General features: G+C 55.1%; 20 protein-coding genes and 1 pseudogene. 15 read left to right on the plus strand and 6 right to left on the minus strand.

Annotation, left to right across the window (positions count from 1 at the left end; genetic code table 11):
* Window positions 1-10: 10 nt before the first annotated feature.
* The 10 genes from rpsE (at window position 11) to rplQ (ending at window position 5,649) form a co-directional block, all read left to right on the plus strand.
* Window positions 11-511 carry a 30S ribosomal protein S5 gene (gene rpsE, locus D0851_RS15730; protein ID WP_008174892.1) on the plus strand — a complete coding sequence of 167 codons (501 nt, stop codon included), beginning with the start codon at window positions 11-13 and terminating at the stop codon, window positions 509-511.
* 4 nt (window positions 512-515) lie between these two features.
* Window positions 516-704, plus strand: a complete 189-nt coding sequence (gene rpmD / locus D0851_RS15735; RefSeq protein ID WP_012139786.1) for a 50S ribosomal protein L30 — start codon at window positions 516-518, stop codon at window positions 702-704.
* 1 nt (window position 705) lies between these two features.
* Window positions 706-1,140, plus strand: a complete 435-nt coding sequence (gene rplO, locus D0851_RS15740; protein WP_099619750.1) for a 50S ribosomal protein L15 — start codon at window positions 706-708, stop codon at window positions 1,138-1,140.
* A gap of 17 nt (window positions 1,141-1,157) precedes the next feature.
* A complete protein-coding gene (secY, locus tag D0851_RS15745) occupies window positions 1,158-2,480 on the plus strand; it encodes a preprotein translocase subunit SecY (RefSeq protein WP_117619476.1) in 1,323 nt (440 codons plus the stop codon).
* Window positions 2,481-2,510: 30 nt separating this feature from the next.
* Window positions 2,511-2,624: a 50S ribosomal protein L36 gene (gene rpmJ, locus D0851_RS15750; RefSeq protein WP_008174902.1), complete on the plus strand. Its 114-nt coding sequence runs from the start codon at window positions 2,511-2,513 to the stop codon at window positions 2,622-2,624.
* A 142-nt stretch (window positions 2,625-2,766) separates the two neighbouring features.
* On the plus strand, window positions 2,767-3,123 hold the full coding sequence (gene rpsM, locus D0851_RS15755; RefSeq protein WP_048497755.1) for a 30S ribosomal protein S13: 357 nt from the start codon (window positions 2,767-2,769) through the stop codon (window positions 3,121-3,123).
* Window positions 3,124-3,136: 13 nt separating this feature from the next.
* Window positions 3,137-3,526 carry a 30S ribosomal protein S11 gene (gene rpsK, locus D0851_RS15760; RefSeq protein ID WP_007153992.1) on the plus strand — a complete coding sequence of 130 codons (390 nt, stop codon included), beginning with the start codon at window positions 3,137-3,139 and terminating at the stop codon, window positions 3,524-3,526.
* Window positions 3,527-3,544: 18 nt separating this feature from the next.
* Complete coding sequence (rpsD, locus tag D0851_RS15765) at window positions 3,545-4,165, plus strand: 30S ribosomal protein S4 (protein WP_117619477.1); 621 nt, start codon at window positions 3,545-3,547, stop codon at window positions 4,163-4,165.
* Window positions 4,166-4,212: 47 nt separating this feature from the next.
* Complete coding sequence (locus D0851_RS15770; protein ID WP_117619478.1) at window positions 4,213-5,217, plus strand: DNA-directed RNA polymerase subunit alpha; 1,005 nt, start codon at window positions 4,213-4,215, stop codon at window positions 5,215-5,217.
* A gap of 33 nt (window positions 5,218-5,250) precedes the next feature.
* Entirely contained in the window at window positions 5,251-5,649 is a 399-nt protein-coding gene (gene rplQ, locus D0851_RS15775) for a 50S ribosomal protein L17 (RefSeq protein ID WP_117619479.1), read from the plus strand.
* A gap of 152 nt (window positions 5,650-5,801) precedes the next feature.
* On the opposite strand, the gene uvrA is transcribed toward rplQ, so the two are convergent.
* The gene (gene uvrA, locus D0851_RS15780; RefSeq protein WP_117619480.1) at window positions 5,802-8,624 is read right to left on the minus strand and encodes an excinuclease ABC subunit UvrA; all 2,823 of its coding nucleotides are present in this window, start codon (window positions 8,622-8,624) and stop codon (window positions 5,802-5,804) included.
* A 186-nt stretch (window positions 8,625-8,810) separates the two neighbouring features.
* On the opposite strand from uvrA, the gene D0851_RS15785 reads away from it, so the two are divergent.
* From D0851_RS15785 to D0851_RS15795, 3 genes are all read left to right on the plus strand, one after another.
* Window positions 8,811-10,181 carry an MFS transporter gene (locus tag D0851_RS15785; RefSeq protein ID WP_117619481.1) on the plus strand — a complete coding sequence of 457 codons (1,371 nt, stop codon included), beginning with the start codon at window positions 8,811-8,813 and terminating at the stop codon, window positions 10,179-10,181.
* Window positions 10,182-10,239: 58 nt separating this feature from the next.
* On the plus strand, window positions 10,240-10,770 hold the full coding sequence (gene ssb / locus D0851_RS15790) for a single-stranded DNA-binding protein (RefSeq protein WP_117619482.1): 531 nt from the start codon (window positions 10,240-10,242) through the stop codon (window positions 10,768-10,770).
* A 173-nt stretch (window positions 10,771-10,943) separates the two neighbouring features.
* Complete coding sequence (locus tag D0851_RS15795) at window positions 10,944-12,170, plus strand: tyrosine-type recombinase/integrase (protein ID WP_205422222.1); 1,227 nt, start codon at window positions 10,944-10,946, stop codon at window positions 12,168-12,170.
* 200 nt (window positions 12,171-12,370) lie between these two features.
* On the opposite strand, the gene tnpC is transcribed toward D0851_RS15795, so the two are convergent.
* The 3 genes from tnpC to tnpA form a co-directional block, all read right to left on the minus strand.
* Window positions 12,371-13,936: an IS66 family transposase gene (tnpC, locus tag D0851_RS15805; protein ID WP_117619484.1), complete on the minus strand. Its 1,566-nt coding sequence runs from the start codon at window positions 13,934-13,936 to the stop codon at window positions 12,371-12,373.
* A gap of 75 nt (window positions 13,937-14,011) precedes the next feature.
* Complete coding sequence (gene tnpB / locus D0851_RS15810; RefSeq protein WP_162893759.1) at window positions 14,012-14,347, minus strand: IS66 family insertion sequence element accessory protein TnpB; 336 nt, start codon at window positions 14,345-14,347, stop codon at window positions 14,012-14,014.
* A complete protein-coding gene (gene tnpA / locus D0851_RS15815; protein WP_117619486.1) occupies window positions 14,344-14,721 on the minus strand; it encodes an IS66-like element accessory protein TnpA in 378 nt (125 codons plus the stop codon). The genes tnpB and tnpA overlap by 4 nt, the downstream gene beginning before the upstream one ends.
* 276 nt (window positions 14,722-14,997) lie before the next feature.
* Between tnpA and D0851_RS15820 the strand changes: the two genes are divergently transcribed.
* Together D0851_RS15820 and D0851_RS15825 are read left to right on the plus strand one after the other, a co-directional pair.
* On the plus strand, window positions 14,998-16,206 hold the full coding sequence (locus tag D0851_RS15820; protein WP_227539326.1) for a tyrosine-type recombinase/integrase: 1,209 nt from the start codon (window positions 14,998-15,000) through the stop codon (window positions 16,204-16,206).
* Window positions 16,199-17,596, plus strand: coding sequence for a hypothetical protein (locus D0851_RS15825; protein ID WP_205422224.1), 1,398 nt, complete (start codon window positions 16,199-16,201; stop codon window positions 17,594-17,596). Before D0851_RS15820 ends, D0851_RS15825 begins: the two co-directional genes overlap by 8 nt.
* Here the strand turns inward: D0851_RS15825 and istB are convergent.
* Entirely contained in the window at window positions 17,593-18,333 is a 741-nt protein-coding gene (istB, locus tag D0851_RS15830) for an IS21-like element helper ATPase IstB (RefSeq protein WP_092034459.1), read from the minus strand. The genes D0851_RS15825 and istB overlap by 4 nt on opposite strands.
* Window positions 18,320-19,824: pseudogene (gene istA / locus D0851_RS15835) on the minus strand (IS21 family transposase). Before istA ends, istB begins: the two are co-directional and overlap by 14 nt.
* Between the last annotated feature and the right edge of the window lie 120 nt (window positions 19,825-19,944).

The following is a 19,944-nucleotide window of genomic DNA, read 5'->3' on the forward strand; positions in this document are numbered from 1 at the left end:
GGTGGAGAAGATGAGCGTTAACGAACAGAAGGCGCCTGAGCTCCAGGAGAAGCTGGTTCAGGTCAATCGCGTCGCCAAGGTGGTTAAAGGCGGCCGTATTTTCGCCTTCACCGCACTGACTGTAGTGGGTGATGGTAAAGGTCGCGTTGGTTTCGGTCGTGGCAAGGCGCGTGAAGTGCCGGTTGCTATCCAGAAGGCCATGGAAGCTGCACGCAAAAACATGGTAGAGGTTCCGCTGGACGGCACCACTCTGCAATACCCGGTCAAGGCTCAGCATGGCGGCTCCAAGGTCTACATGCAGCCGGCGTCCGAAGGTACTGGTATCATCGCCGGCGGTGCGATGCGTGCGGTACTGGAAGTTGCGGGTGTTCAGAACGTACTGTCCAAGTGTTACGGGTCTACCAACCCGGTGAACGTTGTACGTTCCACCATCAAGGGTCTCCAGGCGACACAGGCGCCTGAAGATATTGCAGCCAAGCGCGGTAAGACCGTGGAAGAGATTCTGGGTTGAAGTCATGGCGAACGCAAAAACGATCAAAGTAACTCTGACCCGCAGCCCCATCGGCTGCCAGCCCAAGCACAAACTGTGTGTGAAGGGCCTGGGTCTTCGTAAAATCGGTCACACCGTGGAAGTGGAAGATACACCTTCCATCCGCGGCATGATCAACCGGGTTGATTACCTGGTTCGGGTTGAGGAGAACTAAGATGCGTCTGAACGAACTTAGTCCAGAACCCGGTTCACGTCCGGCCGCCAGGCGCGTTGGTCGTGGTATCGGTAGTGGTCTCGGTAAAACCGGTGGTCGCGGTCACAAGGGTCTGAAGGCCCGGTCCGGCGGCAGCGTAGCACCTGGTTTTGAGGGCGGTCAGCAGCCGTTGGCCCGTCGTCTGCCGAAGTTCGGCTTCACGTCTCGCCAGCAGCGTTATGTTGCCGAAATTCGCCTGAACGAACTGGCGAAGGTCGAAGGCGATGTAGTTGATCTCGAAGCCCTGAAGAAGGCAGATATCATTCGTGAAGAAATTCGCGAAGCCAAGGTTATCCTGTCCGGTGAACTGAGCCGTGCGGTAACCGTCAAGGGACTTCGGGTAACCAAAGGCGCGCGCGAGGCAATTTCTGCCGCGGGTGGTAAAGTCGAAGACTAAGGCGAGTCGAGGACTAAATGGCCAAGAACGCATCATTGCCTGCGGGCGCGGGTAAAGGACTGGCAGAGCTGCGATCGCGGCTCTGGTTTGTCTTCCTGGCATTGCTGGTGTACCGGATCGGTGCCCACATTCCGGTGCCGGGTATCAACCCGGACCGTCTGGCGGCATTGTTTGAGCAGAATCAGGGCACAATCCTGAGTATGTTCAACATGTTTTCCGGTGGTGCGCTTGAGCGCATGAGTATCTTCGCTCTCGGTATCATGCCGTATATCTCGGCCTCGATTATCATGCAGCTCATGACTGCGGTCAGTCCGCAGCTTGAGCAGCTGAAGAAAGAGGGCGAAGCTGGTCGGCGCAAGATCAGCCAGTACACGCGGTATGGTACGGTTATCCTCGCCCTGGTTCAGGGCGCTGGTATCTCTGTCGGTCTGGCATCGCAGGGTGTCACTTTCAATGATAGCTTCAGCTTCCACTTTGTGGCAGTTGTGTCCTTTGTCAGTGGCGCGGTGTTCATGATGTGGCTGGGTGAGCAGATCACCGAGCGCGGCGTAGGCAACGGCATTTCACTGTTGATTTTCGCAGGAATCGTGGCCGGCCTGCCCGGAGCAATCGGTCAGACGTTGGAACAGGCGCGGAACGGTGAGATGAGCCTGCTGGTGGTTCTTGGTATTGGCGTTCTGGCGATTGCTGTGATTGGCTTTGTGGTCTTTATGGAGCGTGGGCAGCGTCGGCTGACCATTAACTATGCCAAGCGGCAACAGGGTCGTCGGGTGTTCGCCCAGCAATCCAGTCACTTGCCGCTCAAGGTGAACATGGCCGGTGTTATTCCGCCCATCTTTGCGTCTTCCATCCTGCTGTTCCCGGCGTCGATCGGCCAGTGGTTTGGTCAGGGCGAGGGCATGGAATGGCTCAGCGATGTGTCGCAGGCGCTTGCTCCCAGCCAGCCGTTGTACATTATTCTGTTTGCAGCAGCAGTGGTCTTTTTCTGCTTCTTCTACACAGCCCTGATGTATAACCCGAAAGAAGTTGCGGATAACCTCAAGCGCTCTGGCGCATTTATTCCGGGCATCCGTCCTGGTGATCAGACCGCCAAGTATATTGATGGTGTGCTGACCCGCCTGACGTTGTTCGGTGCAATGTACATTGCAGCAGTGTCCCTGTTTCCTCAGTTCCTGATGGTGGCCGGGAATGTACCGTTCTATCTGGGTGGTACCTCACTGCTGATTGTTGTAGTCGTGGTGATGGATTTCATGGCGCAGGTTCAGTCGCACCTGATGTCCCATCAGTATGAATCGCTGATGAAGAAATCCAATCTCAAGGGCTATGGTCGGAACGGTTAATCCCGTTCCCCTTGAAAACTGGAGTCGACAATGAAAGTACGCGCTTCGGTAAAGAAAATTTGCCGTAACTGCAAAGTAATTCGTCGCAATGGCTCGGTACGGGTCATTTGCTCGGAGCCTCGTCACAAGCAACGCCAGGGCTGATCCGAATCGGATCCGGAACTGACATTGTAGAGGGTACGAATAATAGCGCTTGACCCCAGCCGGGGTCAGGCGCTATTATTTCGCGCCCTTTTATAGTGGCGGAAAATTCACACAGCAAAGCTTTGAACGCGGAGTAATTTGGATGGCACGTATAGCCGGTGTCAATATACCCGATCACAAACATGCTGTTATCTCGCTGACCTACATCTTTGGTGTTGGCAAGACAACAGCCCAGAAGCTTTGCGACGCAACCGGTGTCAAGCCGGACGTCAAGGTCAAGGACCTGAGCGACGAGCAGCTTGAAGCACTTCGTACTGAAGTGGGCAAGGTGTCTGTCGAAGGCGATCTGCGTCGTGAAGTACAGATGAACATTAAGCGTTTGAAGGATCTCGGATGTCACCGTGGTCTGCGTCATCGTCATGGCCTTCCGGTCCGTGGCCAGCGCACCAAGACCAACGCACGCACCCGTAAAGGTCCTCGCAAACCTATTCGTAAGTAACAGGTAGGCAATCATGGCAAAGCCAGGTACACGTACCCGTAAAAAGGTGAAAAAGACGGTTGTTGATGGCGTCGCGCACATTCACGCGTCCTTCAACAACACTATCGTGACCATTTCTGACCGTCAGGGCAACGTCCTGTCCTGGGCCACCTCCGGTGGTTCCGGTTTCCGTGGGTCACGCAAGAGTACACCTTTTGCTGCGCAGGTAGCAGCTGAAAGAGCCGGTAATGCGGCTGCTGAATACGGCCTTAAAAACCTGGACGTAGAGGTTAAGGGTCCTGGGCCCGGACGTGAATCTGCAGTTCGCGCGCTGAACGCGTGTGGCTACAAGATCACCAACATCACAGATGTGACGCCGATTCCCCATAACGGCTGTCGTCCGCCCAAAAAGCGCCGCGTCTAACACAGGAGACAGTGAATTATGGCTCGTTATATAGGCCCGAAGTGCAAGCTGTCTCGTCGTGAAGGGACAGATCTTTTTCTGAAGAGCGGTGTTCGCGCGCTCGATTCAAAGTGTAACATCGAGACTCCGCCGGGTATGCACGGCGCGCGTCGCGGTCGTCTGTCCGAGTACGGCGTACAGCTTCGTGAAAAGCAGAAAGTTCGTCGTATCTACGGCGTACTGGAGAAGCAGTTCCGCAACTACTATAAAGAGGCAGCCCGAATCAAAGGTGCAACCGGTGAAAACCTGCTGCAGCTTCTGGAAGGCCGCCTGGATAACGTTGTATACCGCATGGGCTTTGGTTCTACCCGTGCAGAGTCCCGTCAGCTCGTTTCTCACAAAGCCATCCTGGTAAACCACAAGGTAGTGAATATCGCTTCCTATCAGGTCAAGCCGGGTGATGTTGTGAGTGTGCGTGAGAAGGCCAGAAACCAGCTGCGTGTCAAAGGCGCACTGGATCTGTCTGCAAGTCGTGCACCGGTGAGCTGGGTAGAGGTCGACGCCAACAAGATGTCCGGCGTTTACAGGTCAGTACCCGAGCGTACTGAATTGCCGGCCGACATCAACGAGAACCTCATCGTCGAGCTTTACTCCAAGTAAAGCCTGATTTGCAACGTAAGTAGCAACGATAGCAGATAGGGGCGTCTATGCAGCGTTCAGTACATGAGTTATTGACACCTCGTACCATTGACGTGAAGGAATCAAGCGCCACACGTGCCAAGGTTACGCTTGAGCCTCTGGAAAGGGGCTTTGGTCATACCCTGGGTAGTGCACTGCGCCGGATTCTCTTGTCTTCGATGCCGGGCTGCGCCGTGACTGAAGCGCAGATCGGCGGTGTCCTGCACGAGTACAGTGCCATTGAGGGTGTCCAGGAAGACGTGATTGAGATTCTTCTGAATCTCAAGGGCGTCGCCGTAAAAATGCACGGTCGGGACGATGCCGAGCTTACGCTCAGCAAGAAAGGCCCGGGCGTTGTGACAGCCGGTGATATCAAGCTGGATCATGATGTCGAGATTGCTAACCCGGAGCACGTGATCTGTCACCTTAGCGAGAAAGGTGAAGTGAACATGCGGCTCCGCGTTGCCCGTGGTCGCGGCTATGAGCCGGCAGACCAGCGTGGTCTTGACGAGGACGAAACTCGTGCCATCGGACGCCTGCAGCTGGATGCAACGTTCAGCCCGGTTCGTCGTGTGGCTTATGCCGTGGAAAGTGCACGGGTAGAGCAGCGGACCGATCTGGACAAGCTGGTTATTGACCTGGAGACCAATGGCACCATCGACCCGGAAGAAGCAATTCGCCGGGCGGCTACCATTCTCCAGCAGCAACTGGCGGTGTTCGTCGATTTCGATCATGAGAAAGAACCCGAGCGCGTTGAAGAAGAGGAAGAAATCGATCCGATTCTGCTGCGCCCGGTTGATGATCTGGAGTTGACAGTGCGTTCAGCTAACTGCTTGAAGGCTGAGAACATTTACTACATCGGCGATCTTATCCAGCGCACAGAAGTTGAGCTGTTGAAGACGCCTAACCTTGGTAAAAAGTCGCTGACCGAGATCAAGGACGTTCTGGCGTCCCGTGGTCTGTCATTGGGTATGCGTCTTGATAACTGGCCACCGGCTAGCCTTCGTGGCGACGACCGGGTTCTGGGCGGTTAATCGCCGATTGGTTTAAGGTAAGGAATCAGAGCAATGCGTCATCGTAAGAGTGGTCGTAAGTTCAGCAGGACCAGTGCGCATCGCAAGGCCATGTTCCGTAACATGACTGCGTCACTGGTTGAGCACGAGCTGATCAAAACAACGCTGCCGAAAGCCAAAGAGCTTCGCCGGGTAGCTGAGCCTTTGATCACGCTTTCCAAGAATGATTCGGTCGCGAATCGTCGTCTGGCGTTCTCACGCCTGCGCGACGATGCAGCGGTTGCCAAGCTGTTTGGTGAGCTTGGTCCCCGTTACAGCGAGCGTCCGGGTGGATACCTTCGTATCCTGAAGTGCGGTTTCCGTGCCGGCGACAATGCCCCCATGGCATTTGTTGAGCTGGTTGGTCGCCCACTGGATATTGAGGCGGAAGAAGTGGACGAAGACGAGGATTAATCGCCTCGGCTTGGTTCGAAAAAACCGGAAGGGTCAAGTCTTCCGGTTTTTTTGTGCCTGGAATGAAAAAGGGGTCAGAAGAAGGCTTTCTTCTGACCCCGTGTTTGCCCGTGACAGCGGGGTCAGATGAAAGCTTTCATCTGACCCCATGTTCATCTCCGCAGCATCGGTTTCAGGTAACGACCCGTGTGGGAAGCCGGGCTATCTGCAACTTCTTCGGGTGTACCCTCTGCGATAATCTGTCCGCCACCGGAACCGCCTTCCGGGCCCAGGTCGATGATCCAGTCGGCGGTCTTGATCACGTCCAGATTGTGTTCGATCACGACAATGGTGTTGCCGTGATCCCGCAGGCGTTCCAGTACATTGAGCAGCTGCTGGATGTCATAGAAGTGCAGGCCGGTGGTCGGTTCGTCCAGGATGTACAGGGTTTTGCCGGTATCCCGCTTGGACAGTTCCTTGGCAAGTTTTACCCGCTGGGCTTCGCCGCCGGAGAGGGTGACGGCGCTTTGGCCCAGGCGAATGTAGGACAGGCCCACGTCCATCAGGGTCTGGAGTTTGCGGGCGAGGAACGGCACGGCATCGAAGAATTCCCGGCCCTCCTCAACGGTCATTTGCAGGACTTCGTTGATGTTCTTGCCCTTGTAGCGGACTTCCAGGGTTTCACGGTTGTAGCGTTTGCCCTTGCAGACGTCGCAGGGAACATACACATCTGGCAGGAAGTGCATCTCTACCTTTATTACGCCATCACCCTGGCAGGCCTCGCAGCGGCCGCCTTTGACGTTGAAAGAGAAGCGCCCGGGTTTGTACCCCCGGGAGCGAGACTCCTGGGTGCCGGCGAAGAGTTCCCGAATAGGAGTAAACAGGCCGGTATAGGTGGCGGGGTTGGAGCGTGGAGTTCGGCCGATGGGGCTCTGGTCAATATCGATGACCTTGTCTAGCTGGTCCAGGCCCTTCAGGGACTGATAGGGCGAATGGTTCAGGCTTGAGGCCTTGTTCAGCTTGGTGGCAGCCACCGGATACAGGGTGCTGTTGATCAGGGTTGACTTGCCCGAACCTGATACACCGGTGATGCAGGTCATCAGCCCGAGGGGCAGGGTAAGGGTGACATCCCTGAGATTATTTCCTGTTGCACCGGACAGGGTCAGTGTTTGACCGTTGCCCTTGTGTCGTTCTTTGGGAATCGCAATTTCCCGGGTGCCATTAAGGTACTGGCCAGTGAGCGAGTCAGGATTGTCGATGATCTGCTGAGGAGTGCCCTGTCCGATGACTTTCCCCCCGTGGATGCCGGCACCCGGGCCGATGTCGATCACGTGATCGGCGGCACGGATGGCGTCCTCGTCGTGTTCAACCACAATAACGGTGTTGCCCAGATCCCTGAGGTGGGTGAGGGTGGCCAGCAGCCTGTCGTTATCCCGCTGGTGCAGGCCGATGGAGGGCTCGTCCAGGATGTACATGACGCCCACCAGCCCCGCGCCAATCTGGCTGGCCAAACGGATCCGCTGGGCTTCCCCGCCGGACAGGGTGTCCGCACTACGCTCAAGAGTCAGGTATTCCAGGCCGACATTCACCAGAAACTGCAGGCGTTGCCGCACCTCCTTCAGGATTTTCTCAGCGATTTCCCCTTTTTGCCCGGGCAGGGCCAGGGTCTCGAAATAGTTGTGCGCGTCGCCCACGGGCAGCCGGGTTACGTCTGAAATGTTGTGATCTTCGATAAATACATGGCGGGCACTGCGGCGCAGACGTGAGCCGTGGCAATCCTTGCACGGCTGGGTGCTCAGGTTGCGGGCAAGTTCCTCCCGCATACTCTGGGAGTCGGTCTCCCGGTAGCGGCGCTCCAGGTTTGGCAGAATGCCCTCGAACGGATGAGCCTTTTCCATGATATGGCCCCGGGAATTCACATAACGAAACGGAATGTCTTCGTTGCCGGAGCCGAACAGCAACACGTTGCGAAATTCCTCAGACAGCTCCGCCCAGGGCGTTTCCAGATCGATACCATAATGCTCTGCTACGCTGCCGAGCATCTGGAAGTAGTAGACAGCTCTCCGGTCCCAGCCCTTGATGGCACCGGCGGCCAGCGTTGCTTCCGGGTGCTGGACAATCTTTTCCGGATCGAAGAACTGTTTTACACCCAGACCGTCGCAGGTCGGGCAGGCGCCGGCCGGGTTATTGAACGAGAACAGACGGGGTTCCAGTTCACTGAGGGCATAGCCACACTGGGTGCATGCGTAGCGGGCGGAGAAGGTATGTTCTTCACCTTCACCGCTCATCGGAGCAACCAGGGCAATGCCATCCGACAGCTCCAGAGCGGTTTCAAAGCTCTCGGCAAGGCGCTGCTCCAGACCCGGCTTGACCTTGAAGCGGTCGACCACTACATCAATCTGGTGTTTGCGTTTCTTGTCCAGGGCGGGGGCGTCGTCGATGTCGTAAACCGTGCCATCGATCCGAAGGCGAATAAACCCCTGGCTGCGCATGGTTTCGACCACCTGGAGGTGCTCGCCTTTCCGGTCACGAATGACCGGTGCCAGGATTATCAGTTTGCTGTCCTCCGGCATCGCCAGTACCTGGTCGACCATCTGACTGATGGTCTGCGCCTCCAGGGGCTGGCCGTGGTCCGGACAGCGGGGCTCTCCGGCCCGGGCGAAGAGCAGCCGGAGGTAATCGTAAATCTCGGTAATGGTGCCCACGGTGGAGCGAGGGTTGTGGGAGGTGGATTTCTGTTCGATGGAAATCGCCGGTGACAGGCCCTCGATGTGGTCCACATCCGGTTTTTCCATCATGGACAGGAACTGGCGGGCATAGGTGGACAGGGATTCCACGTAACGTCGCTGGCCTTCGGCATAGAGCGTGTCAAACGCCAGGGATGACTTGCCCGAACCGGAAAGGCCGGTTATCACAATCAGCTTGTCCCTAGGCATATCCAGGTCGATGTTCTTCAGGTTGTGGGTTCGTGCCCCTTTGATCTGGATATGGTCCATAACACCTCGCTCGGATAAAAACGAAAATTATACCGCGTTGGGTCCCCCACGGCGAAAAGGGTGTAGGGGGCAAGGCGCAGTGACCGGTCCCCCGTTGCGGCGCCTTCTGTTACAATGCGCCGCCTGCGAGGGATATGTGCCCTCAATCTGACTGCTTTCAACCCCCGGCTGAGGTACATAACTGCCATGAACACGCTGGAAAAACGCTCCGTATCGGCCCTGGCGTCAGTCTACGCCATGCGCATGCTCGGACTGTTCATGGTGATGCCGGTGTTCATGCTGCTCGGTAGCGAGCTTGAAGGCGCCACGCCCGCCTTGCTCGGTTTTGCCATGGGCGCCTATGGCCTCAGCCAAGCCTTGTTACAGATTCCTTTTGGCATGCTCTCTGACCGGGTCGGGCGAAAGCGCATGATCTATATCGGTCTCGTGCTGTTTGCTGCGGGTAGCCTTCTGGCTGGCGCCACGGATTCCATATACGTTGTGATTGCCGGGCGGATTCTTCAGGGGGCGGGGGCGATTGCCAGTGTGCTGATGGCCTTGCTCAGTGACCTGACCCGGGAAGAGGAGCGAACCAAGGCCATGGCCACGGTGGGGATCACCATTGGTTTGTCGTTCTCGGTTTCTCTGGTTCTGGGGCCCCTTCTTGGTGCCTGGTGGGGGTTGTCCGGTATTTTCTATGTCACCGCGGCGTTGGCCGTTGTGGCGCTGGTGATTGTAAATCGTCTGGTACCTACCCCCCATCAGCACAAAACCAGTGCCGATACTCATCCGGCCAGGGATATGCTGGGCCGTGTGGTTTCCGATGGCCGCCTGCTCAGGCTGGACTTCGGGATCTTTGCCCTGCACCTGGTGCTGACTGCTTTGTTTCTGGTATTTCCTTCGATGTTGCGGGATACCCTGGGGCTTGCCAGCAGTTCGCACTGGTGGTTTTACCTGAGCGTGATGGTAACGTCTTTTTTTGCCATGGTGCCGTTCATCATTATCGGCGAGAAAAAACGCAAGATGAAACCGGTTCTGTGTGGGGCCATCACCCTGCTGACCCTGGCCACCGCCGGGTTGACAGGGGTGTCCGCCAGCCTGGTGGCTGCGTGGGTTGGGCTGTTTTTCTTTTTCATGGCGTTCAACCTGCTGGAAGCCAGCCTGCCCTCGCTGATCAGCAAGGAGGCGCCAGCGGCCAGCAAGGGGACGGCGATGGGTGTCTATTCCACGTCCCAGTTCATGGGCGCGTTTCTTGGCGGTTCGCTGGGCGGCTTCCTGTTAGAACAGTCCGGTACTGAGGGTGTCCTCTGGTTTATGGTTGTCGTGCTTGGTCTTTGGTTGCTGGTTGCCCTGACCATGCCTTCGCCCGGCTATACCACCAGTTTCGTGGTACAGTTGCACAAGGTTATGGGTAACCAGTACGACGATATTGATGGCCACCTCCGTCGCCTGCCGGGTGTGCAGGATGTGGTCATTGTTGAAGACGCTGCTACCGCCTATCTTAAGGTGGATCGTCAGCAATTTGATGAAGCGTTACTTGCGGACTTTTCCTTTGTCCGGCAGGCTAGCAATTGTTGAAATCCGGAAGCCCGCAGGGAGTGCGGGTTGTCCCTGAAAACAGAGTCAGGAGCAGAACATGGCACGAGGCGTAAACAAGGTAATTCTTATCGGCAATCTGGGGCAGGACCCGGATACCCGCTACACCCCCAACGGCAATGCCGTGGTGAATCTGAATCTTGCGACAGACGAGAGCTACAAGGATCGTCAAACCGGCCAGCTGGTGCCGAAAACCGAGTGGCACCGGATCGTGATGTTCGGCAAGGTTGCCGAAGTTGCCGGCCAGTACCTGCGTAAGGGCTCAAAGGTCTACATTGAGGGCAAGCTGCAGACGCGTAAATGGCAGAACAAGGAAGGCCAGGACGTTTACACCACCGAGGTGGTGGTGGATATCAATGGCCAGATGCAGATGCTCGACAGCCGTGGTGCCGAAGGTGGCGCGAACCAGGGCGCCCCCGCGGGGCGGCCGCAGCAGTCTGACTATAACGCCCAGGGCGGGCAGCAGAACAATCCGCCACCGAAGCAGCAGTCGGGCGACTATGGCAGCCAGCCGTCTCAGGGTAGTATGCCGGAGCCGGTGGACGATTTCGATGATGACATTCCGTTCTGAATGACATAAAGTAATTATTGTTAAGTGATTCATGGTCAGGTTTATTTAATAGATTGGTTTTACAGGCAATAAATGAAAAATAAAGCCCTTTGAGTGTGTAAACATTTGAAGGGCTTTTTTGTTTTACATAGTTTTGCTTGTATATAAGATCGCACAAATGTCAGCTTGTAAAGATGGGGTTTTATGGCTATCCTTTTTTTGTCAATAAGGGTGGTGTAATGAAAATAGAGCTAGTCACACACAAAACGGGTGAGCAAATACCAATGATGCTGGATGCTTCTGGTATGCCAGTTGTCTTACCCAATGAGTTTGTCCTTTCCAGACGATCCCTTAGTACCAATACATTGGTTCGAAATTTGAGAGAGCTGTCAGTGCTCTATCGTTGGCTGGATAAATCAAATTGTGACTTATCTGCGAAATTACTGGCTCAAAACTCATTCAATGAAGCGGAATTAAAAGGTGGTTTGGTTGAAGCGTTAAGAATCGATCAGGCAAATGGACGTATAAGTGCAGTAGCACCTAATACCTTCAATCAACGGTTAACAACTATCCGACAATTTTTCAGTTGGTGCATGGACGTTCTGACTAGTCAGCTGCCCCTATCTTCCTTGGACTATGAGCGTTTAAGGGAGAGAAAGTCATTTTTGCTTAAAGCGCTCGATGGTAGCTTTATGTCTGCCACACCAATGAGAAAGAGTCTTCGAAAGGGGCTAAATGAGGCAGAAGTTGATTTCTTGCTTGCGGTATTGCACCCCGATGCTGAGCAGGGTTATGGGCGAGATTCTGCTGTAAAATTTAGAAATTATGTATCTGTTGGGCTGATGCTATTTTGTGGTTTAAGGCCAGGTGAGCTGCTTTGCCTCAGGGTAGAGGATGTCCAGGTTGGTGCGATTTCGGCGATAAAGGTTGAGCGTAGACCAGCGGACCCACTAGATGTAAGACGACCTAGGCCTCAAATAAAGCGCAATGGTCGAGTCATCCCGATTGAGAATAGGCAGCTTGCATTTGCTTTGGATGAGTACATTGTTACTTGGCGTGAAGTGCTTGAAAGTAAAAGCCAAGACGAATCAGACTATTTAATCTTGAGTGATGAGGGTTCGCCTTTGTCGCAATCCTCAATTACACAGTTCTTTCAGTTGTTGCGTTCGCAATACGCTGACGATCTTCCTGAAAACTTAACGGCCAAGTCTCTTAGGCATACATTCTCATCCCGGCTTGAACGGGTGTTGCGTGCTTCAGGAATGGATGAGCAGCGCAGAAGGGAAGCCCTAGCCTTGCTTCGTGGCGATAGTAGTTTGGATTCACAAGATACTTACATAGCCCAGGAAGTGGAGGAGCAGGCAATTAAGTCACTGAAGCGGTACCAGGCTGAAATAGTGTCTGGGAGGACGCCGGATTGAATACTAGATTATTGAAACCAAAGGCTGTCGAGCAGCCTTGGCCTGAGATAGAGAAACTAATTACCCGTGAAGGAAAGGAAGTTGATATATCCGGTGATACTTGGAGATTGCCGTATTCTGCGAGGGATAATTCAACCCTGAATTTCACAAAGATAATTAACTCCGAAATCAGAGAAGCGTTCAAAGTAAGCGTCTGGCCATCACACCTTGTCAGGTGTAGCCGGCGTCCAGTTGTGGGGCAATAGCTCGTCGATGGCGTTGTTTTTCTGCGTCGGCAATCGTGTCAGAACATCTTTCAGGTAGGCATAGGGATCATGCCCGTTCAGCTTGGCTGACTGGATCAGTGTCATCACCGCAGCCGCACGTTGACCACTGCGCAGTGACCCCGCGAACAGCCAGTTGGAACGGCCCAACGCCCAGGGCCGGATCTGGTTTTCCACCCAGTTGTTGTCGATGGGCACAGCACCATCGTCCAGGTAGCGCGTCAGCGCTTCCCACCGTTTGAGGCTGTAATCCAGTGCTTTAGCCGTGCCAGAGCCATCCGGCACTTTCTGGCGATGCGCCAGCATCCACTGGTGCAGTGCATCAGCAAGTGGTTTGGCTTTGGTTTGCCGGATTTCCCGTCGCTTATCTGGCGGCAGGTCTTTGGTTTCCCGCTCTATCTCGTAGAGGCCGCCGATGTACTCCAACGCCTTGGCGGCCAGTTCGCTCTTGTTGGCTTCGTGCAGGTCATAGAACTTGCGCCGGGCGTGGGCCATGCATCCGATTTCGGTGATGCCGTTGCCGAACCCGGCCTTGTAGCCGGCATAATCATCACAGACCAGCTTGCCCTGCCAGTCACCCAAGAAGGTGCGGGCGTGTTCGCCTGCACGACTGGGGGCGAAGTCATAAACAGTGGCTTTCAGGTCCGAGAATGGTGTGGTGCAGTAGGCCCAGACATAGGCCTTGTGGGTTTTCTTCTTACCCGGAGCCAGCATGCTGACCGGGGTTTCATCGGCGTGCAGAACATAGTGTTCCAGCAGGGTGTTCCTCAGCGCACCCACCAGGGGCTGCAACTGCACACCGCAGGCACCCACCCATTCGGCCAGGGTGGAGCGTGGGATTTCCAGGCCAGCGCGACCGAAGATGCGTTCCTGACGGTACAGCGGCAGATGGTCGGCGTACTTGGCCACCAGCACCTGAGCCAGCAGACCGGCGGTGGGGATACCCTTGTCGATCACCTGCGGTGGTACCGGTGCCTGGATCAGGGTCTCGCACTGGTCGCAGGCCCACTTGCCCCGGATGTGGCGCTCGACGGTGAACTCGCCGGGGACATAATCCAGCTTCTCACTGACGTCCTCGCCAATACGCTGGAGCTGGCAGCCGCACTGGCACTGAGTATTGTCCGGTTCGTGGTGGATCAGGGTACGGGGCAGTTCTGGTGGCAGCGGGGTGCGCTTGGGCTTTTGCTTGGGCCGGGCAGCCTTCTGCTCCTCGGTCATCGCCTGGTCCAGCTCGGCTTCGATGGCGGCCAGGTCGCTGTCGATCAGTTCGTCCAGCAGCTTGCCCTGAACCGCATCGAGTTGTTCACTGCGACGGGCGTACTTGTGACGCTTGAGGATGGCGACTTCGTGGGTCAGCTTCTCGATGATGGCGTTGCTGCGCACCAACTCTCGCTCCTTCCGGCCCAAGACTTGATCCTTGGCGTCCAGAGAGTCCATCAGTTCCGTCGCCAGGGCACGGAGCTGATCGGCAGAGAGTTGGTTTATGTCGGGGCGCTGAGTCATGCCCCCTAGTATGCCAAGTCCCTGTGCGGCAAGCGATTCGCGGTTCTGGCTATAGCGGCATCACGGCACTTGTGGTTACAGGATGGAGATGACTCCTTCCGCACCAAGGCGTTGCCAGGGCAGGCCCTGAACCAGGGCGGACAACTGCTCTTCGGTCAGGCGCAGTTGCTCACCGCGCCAGGTTTCGCCCCAGTGGAATTTGCCCCGGTTCAGCCGGCGGGCACACAGCCAGATACCCAGACCATCGTGGATCAGCACCTTCATCCGGTTGCCCCGTTTGTTGGCGAACAGATAGGCGCAATGCGGCCTGGCTGAACCGAACACCTGAATAACCCGGGCCAGGGCCTTGTCGGGCCCCGCCCGCATATCCAGCGGCTCAGTAGCCAGCCAGATCTCGTCGATGCGGATCATCCCAACAGATCCCGCAACAGGGCAGCACATTGATGGGCCTGCTCCGCAGGCCACTCCACCACAACCGCACTGCCGGCGCGGGGAATCTCGATGCGGATGGTGCTACGCTTGTCTGGGACTGATTGATTGCTCTGTGCAGAGGCCACTGTTGGCAGATTGACTGGCACGAATCCAGGTGTTGTCGCAGGCGCTTTCGGCGCTCGCCGCGCCTCGCTGATCCAGCGCCGGACCATGTTGGCATTGAGACCGTTATCCAGTGAGATTCGAGAAACGGAGGCACCGGGCTCCAGACATTGAGCAACTATCTGGGCTTTGAATTCCCGGGAAAACCGGCGACGGCGCTGGTAGGGTTTGGTTACGCTTAAGTCGTTCATGTTAAGTGTCCACTAGAAAATAAGTGGACACTATCCTGACGGCGGCAGCGCCTGGCTCAAGATGGGATTACCGGCCGCTTACCGTTCAAAGACCATGTTGCCGACCGACTTAAACGAATATCTACTCATGCGGGTTATGCTGCGTATCAGGATGTTTGGAGAGAAGTTCTGAGACATTGGGGGAGCCCAGTATCTCAAGTTGACACAGAGTCGCACTTAATCGGTCTGTTTGAAACCGCTATCAATCGTGCCCGCTCACGAAAAAGGTTGTGGGCAATGTACAGGCCCATACAGTGGTACCTTTGGAGCGCGGACAACAAGCCAGAATGTGGCTTTTCGGAAATTTATGCGCAAGAACTTGAGGCATTAGAGTTGCCAGGGAATCCGAAAGGTGAGGCTGTTCGGATGGAAGATCCTGAAAGTGGTCCTCTACACAAGTCTCTTGAGCTACCTCTGTTAATCAATGCAGTTAAATCGGATGAGGGGCGATCATTAGAGTATTTGCAGCAGAGGGTTGTGGTTGCCCTATCCATAGCATTTGGACGCAACCCAGCTAACTTAACCTTTCTGCGTGAGTCTGATTTTGAATGTCTGGTTCCCGGAGGTGAGGACCCCTGCTACATCATTCGCATGCCGAGAATTAAAAAGCGACTTGTGAACCCAAGAGATGATCTTTTAGATGAATATCTCGATCCGCATTTTGGTGCCATGATTGAGCAGCTGATAGAAACCAGTAAGTTGGTTCCGCTGAGCATTGCAGATAGGGCCTTTGTGAATCCGGGAGAGCGACCATTGCTTATTAACAGGAATGGAAACAAAGCCGCCATTTTATCCAAAGACATTGATAACGCATTTAATCTGACAAGCAGCGATATATCGCGTTTGCTTAGTGCGTTCGTAAAACGCCATAACATTATCTCGCCGCTTACTGGCGAATTATTGCATGTCACGCCAAGGCGGCTGCGCTATACCTTAGCAACGGGTCTGGCTGCTGAGGGAATCAGTAAGCGTGAGCTGGCCAGAATACTGGATCATACCGATACCCAGCACGTGAATGTCTATTTTGAGATGGCTGGAAAAATAGTTGAACACCTAGACAAAGCAACGGCGAAAGGTTTCTCGAAGTACCTCAGTTTTTTCAGAGGCAGGCTAATCGATAGTGATGAAGATGCCGTCAATGGTGAGCGAGATGACAAGCATCTAACGTTTGTAGATGATCAAAACCCTGCCGATCAAGCGGATATTGGTGTATGTGGTGAATCCAGTGTCTGCCATCTTGATCCCCCTTACTCATGTTATTTGTGCCCCAAGTTTCAGCCATATCGACATGCTGATCATGAGCATGTCCTGGACTGCTTGCTGGCCGGTCGCGAAGAGCGTTTAAAAAAGTACGAAAATGCGCGATTGGGCATACAGCTTGACGAGGTGATCGCTGCGGTCGCACAAGTGGCCAAACTCTGTGAGAAGGGAGCGCACAATGTCTGATGGTCGCTCTAATCGCAAGGCCAAGGTCGTCCCTTTCGTTGATCGTCTGGAGCGTGACAGGAATGAAAACCTAAAATCTTTAATCGACAAAGCAAAGCTAATGAAGTTGGAAGGGTTTGAGTCGGTTGTTTGGGGCGACCCCGAGTGGCAAGTCAATGCAGGGCGTCTAGTCAAGCTGACTGGTAAAAACACGAAATCAGTTTCTTTTGGTTTTTCGCTGTCACCGAGGCTGGGTTCTGAGCCTCTAGTCGGTTGCTGGGAACTAGTTGCCAAAGCATTGTTTGTTCTCAGGTTCCACAGGAAACATCAATCAGCACCGAATCAGCGCAGTTTCATTACCGCTATTGGATATGTCTCATATGCAGCTGAACAGCTAGGGCAGGAGTTAGTTGGGCTTACGCCAGAGGCTCTGGATAATGCGTCTGGTTTAATCTCAAAACACTACAGTGACACCACTGCCTACAACCTTCACAAGTATGTTGCAGAGTTCGCAGCGCATTGCGATTCGAATGGTCTATGTCGGGTTTTATTGCTGTACAAATACGCTAGGATGAGGCGGCCAGCGACCACAGGAGGGATAAATCACAAAAGGTTGGATGATCCAGAGGTTCTGGAGACGAAGTCGGACAAACTAGTTGATCCCGCTGTGTTTCGAGTCATTGGTGAACTCTACTTAAAAGTTCCCCAAGATCATAAGTATCGCTTCTATATTTTGATGTTGACGCTATTTGCTTGCACAGGAAGACGATTCAGTGAGGTTTCACTATTACCCAATCAGCAGCTGTCTCTTGATGAAGAGGGTAATGCCTATATCGAATACTTCCCGAGGAAAGCTAGTCGAGGAGATGTATTTACACCAAAGCGTAGGCTGTACTTGCCGTCAGAGGTAAGCTCTATTGTTGGCGATGTGCTCATTGATATAGCAGAAATTACCGCAAAAGAGCGGGCAACAGCAGAAGAAATGCAAAAAACTGGGGGGGCTGACCTAAGGTTTTTGGACGGCACCTCGGAAGATAAAAAGCTATATGCGGCTGATTTAACTGAATTGGGGATCAGTCATACTGTTTTGGGCACAATTGGCTGGCTCAGGAAGCAAAACCTTGCGTGGCCAGATCATAGCGCGTTAACCAAGCAGGGAATTAAGCCTGCAAATCCCATTTTTTACACTTACAAAAGTGGATTGGTTGAATACTGTTTCCGTGATTTCTCGGAAGCATATTTATCGGCTATCCATACGGATCAATTCGGCAAAGAGTACTACCTAAAAGATCTGTTATTCATTCGTCCTGTGGGACTTTCTAGTGGGAGCTACGCGCACTGGTTGGTGTCAATGGCCATTTATTTTGACCCACCTTTGGCCAATAAAATTGACCCACCTTTCATAGTCTAGCCTGTCGTTTTCTGCTTCAGCCGATAGCTTTCTCCTCCCAGCATAAAGATGTGTGAATGGTGGATGACCCGATCAATGATCGGCACCGCCACGTTGTCGTCGTGGAAGAACTCGCCCCAACTGGTGAAGTCCTTGTTGGTGGTGAGGATGATGGACCGGTATTCGTACAGGCTGTTGATCAGCTGGAACAGGTTGTACCGGGCCTGCCGCGTCATGGGCAGGTAACCCAGTTCATCGATGACCAGCAGGTCGTACTTGGCCAGTTGGCTGACCCGCTTTTTCAGCTCACCCTTCATCTCGGCCAGCTCTAGTTCTTCCACCAGATCGAGAGCGTTGCGGAACAGCACCCGGTAGCCGGCCTCCACAGCTTTGTGGCCAATGCCGATGGCCAGGTGGGTCTTGCCTACACCGGGCGGACCGATGAACACCAGGTTGTTTCGCTCGTCGATGAACTGGAAGTCCAGCAAGGCATTGACCTGGCGTTTGGTAATGGTGGTCTGGTGCCGGTAGTCGAAGCCCTCCAGGCGCTTCTCCGCTGGGAACGCAGCCATTTTCCGGTTCCGGCGGATGCGTTTGTCCTGGCGCTGGGTCAGTTCGTGCTCGGCAAGCCGGTCCGCGAAGCTGAGATAGGACATCTCGTTGGCTTCAGCCTCGGCCAGCAGGTTGGTCAGTTCGTCGGCGGCCGCGCTCAGGCGCAGGCTGCGGTAACGGGCCACGGTCTGTTCAAGCTGGCTCATGGGTCACCCCCTGGCCACTGGAGCGGCCAATATGGCGGTAAGCGCTCAGATCCAGTGTTTCTTTTGGTTCCGATAGCGGTTCCGGCTGTCGCTCCCGGAGAACGGCGGCCTGGGCTGCTTCCAGATAACTTTGCAGCCGTGTCGCGGTCATGCCGGGACGCTCTGCCAGCGTCGTAATTAATGCCGGATCCACGGGCGCATGGCGCTTGAGCAGGTCACGGGCAGCCACCAGCTGGTCCTTGTAGATCTTGGGCTCGGAACGCTTGAGCTGTTGGCACAACCGTGGCCCGATGTCACTGCCGATCAGGTCGTTGATCTTACCCTCAAGGGTGGCCACCCGCTGGGCATGATCCCGGTAGTGGTGGGTGTTCTTGATTACCTTGCCTTTATCGGCACACAGAGCATGGCTGGCAATGACTTCCCCTGTGTTCAGGTCGCTGATGTGGAGTTGGCCGCCGGACTCCAGAACGCCCACCCGGGCCTGCTGCCAGGCCATGGGCACAGAGTACTTGTTGGCCTTCCAGGCGATCAGGCCGGTCTTGTCGGCTCGACGTGTCTCGTGGGCCACAGATTGCACGCAAGCTGGTGACAGGTAAGCCTCCAGGTGTTCTCGCTCATCCCGTTCGAAGCGTTCCCGGGGTGGTTCTCCGGTGGTGCCGTGGATGCGGACATTGGCTACGCTCTCAAGCCAGTCCTGCACGTGCTGGCGCACGTGCTCCTGGTCCCGGAAGACTTCACCGTAGAGGCAATCCTGCTTGACGTACTTCACGCCAGCTTCCACCTTGCCCTTGCTCTCCGGGTCATAGCCTTCGCAGGCATGGATCCGGAACCCGGCCGTGGTGGCATACTCATGGAACCGTTGGTTTAGCGTCAGTTCCCGGTACTGCTCGTTGATCACCACCAGCTTGGTCTGATCGTAGACGCACTCCTCTGGCAGGCCACCGAAGTAACGCAGGGCTTCGTCATGGAGCTGGATAAACGTCTGGGTATCCAGCGGGCGGAAGGCCAGACCCACGTACATCAGCCGTGAGAAGGACAGCACGAACACACGAAGTGGAGAATCCGCTCTTCGCCACCGATCAGCACGCCGCGCAACTCACCCGGATCCACCTGACACTGAACACCCGGCACATCGTCCAGAATGGGTTCGTAGTAGCGCATCTGGGCCGAGGCCACTTCCTCCTTAAGCACCCGCACATAGCGTCGGATGGTGCGATCCGAGGCCGACAACTCGCCAACCCTCTCTTGCAGCTTGCGGGCAATCTTGACGGCGCTGAGCTTGGGAAACTGCTGGAGCAAATGCACCAGATAATCCCGGTGATCATCGAGTCGCTTGCTCCGCGAGGGGTCTGCAAACCGTTCTGAAATCGCATCCACCTCCATCCGCAGGTACTTGCGAACGGTATTGCGGGACAACCCCAGTTCCTGACTGATGGCGCGGATCGACAGCCCTTTGCCGTTATCGTGCAGTGCCTTGATCTTGTGTATCACAACCCACTCCTTCACTGACATGCCCCCGGCCATGGATAAAAGCGGGGGACAGTAGCTGGTTCTGTGGCCTGACGGCCACCCGGGGGTGGGTCAAAATTAATGGCCAGTAGTGGGTCATTT

This window comes from Marinobacter sp. Arc7-DN-1 (assembly GCF_003441595.1).
Lineage (GTDB): Bacteria > Pseudomonadota > Gammaproteobacteria > Pseudomonadales > Oleiphilaceae > Marinobacter > Marinobacter metalliresistant.

Excerpts from the sequence above, each read along its gene's own strand:
- rpsE (WP_008174892.1), top strand. The coding sequence starts at position 11 with ATGAGCGTTAACGAACAGAAGGCGCCTGAGCTCCAGGAGAAGCTGGTT.
- rpmD (WP_012139786.1), top strand. The coding sequence starts at position 516 with ATGGCGAACGCAAAAACGATCAAAGTAACTCTGACCCGCAGCCCCATC.
- rplO (WP_099619750.1), top strand. The coding sequence starts at position 706 with ATGCGTCTGAACGAACTTAGTCCAGAACCCGGTTCACGTCCGGCCGCC.
- secY (WP_117619476.1), top strand. The coding sequence starts at position 1,158 with ATGGCCAAGAACGCATCATTGCCTGCGGGCGCGGGTAAAGGACTGGCA.
- rpmJ (WP_008174902.1), top strand. The coding sequence starts at position 2,511 with ATGAAAGTACGCGCTTCGGTAAAGAAAATTTGCCGTAACTGCAAAGTA.
- rpsM (WP_048497755.1), top strand. The coding sequence starts at position 2,767 with ATGGCACGTATAGCCGGTGTCAATATACCCGATCACAAACATGCTGTT.
- rpsK (WP_007153992.1), top strand. The coding sequence starts at position 3,137 with ATGGCAAAGCCAGGTACACGTACCCGTAAAAAGGTGAAAAAGACGGTT.
- rpsD (WP_117619477.1), top strand. The coding sequence starts at position 3,545 with ATGGCTCGTTATATAGGCCCGAAGTGCAAGCTGTCTCGTCGTGAAGGG.
- D0851_RS15770 (WP_117619478.1), top strand. The coding sequence starts at position 4,213 with ATGCAGCGTTCAGTACATGAGTTATTGACACCTCGTACCATTGACGTG.
- rplQ (WP_117619479.1), top strand. The coding sequence starts at position 5,251 with ATGCGTCATCGTAAGAGTGGTCGTAAGTTCAGCAGGACCAGTGCGCAT.
- uvrA (WP_117619480.1), bottom strand. The coding sequence starts at position 8,624 with ATGGACCATATCCAGATCAAAGGGGCACGAACCCACAACCTGAAGAAC.
- D0851_RS15785 (WP_117619481.1), top strand. The coding sequence starts at position 8,811 with ATGAACACGCTGGAAAAACGCTCCGTATCGGCCCTGGCGTCAGTCTAC.
- ssb (WP_117619482.1), top strand. The coding sequence starts at position 10,240 with ATGGCACGAGGCGTAAACAAGGTAATTCTTATCGGCAATCTGGGGCAG.
- D0851_RS15795 (WP_205422222.1), top strand. The coding sequence starts at position 10,944 with ATGGGGTTTTATGGCTATCCTTTTTTTGTCAATAAGGGTGGTGTAATG.
- tnpC (WP_117619484.1), bottom strand. The coding sequence starts at position 13,936 with ATGACTCAGCGCCCCGACATAAACCAACTCTCTGCCGATCAGCTCCGT.
- tnpB (WP_162893759.1), bottom strand. The coding sequence starts at position 14,347 with ATGATCCGCATCGACGAGATCTGGCTGGCTACTGAGCCGCTGGATATG.
- tnpA (WP_117619486.1), bottom strand. The coding sequence starts at position 14,721 with ATGAACGACTTAAGCGTAACCAAACCCTACCAGCGCCGTCGCCGGTTT.
- D0851_RS15820 (WP_227539326.1), top strand. The coding sequence starts at position 14,998 with ATGTACAGGCCCATACAGTGGTACCTTTGGAGCGCGGACAACAAGCCA.
- D0851_RS15825 (WP_205422224.1), top strand. The coding sequence starts at position 16,199 with ATGTCTGATGGTCGCTCTAATCGCAAGGCCAAGGTCGTCCCTTTCGTT.
- istB (WP_092034459.1), bottom strand. The coding sequence starts at position 18,333 with ATGAGCCAGCTTGAACAGACCGTGGCCCGTTACCGCAGCCTGCGCCTG.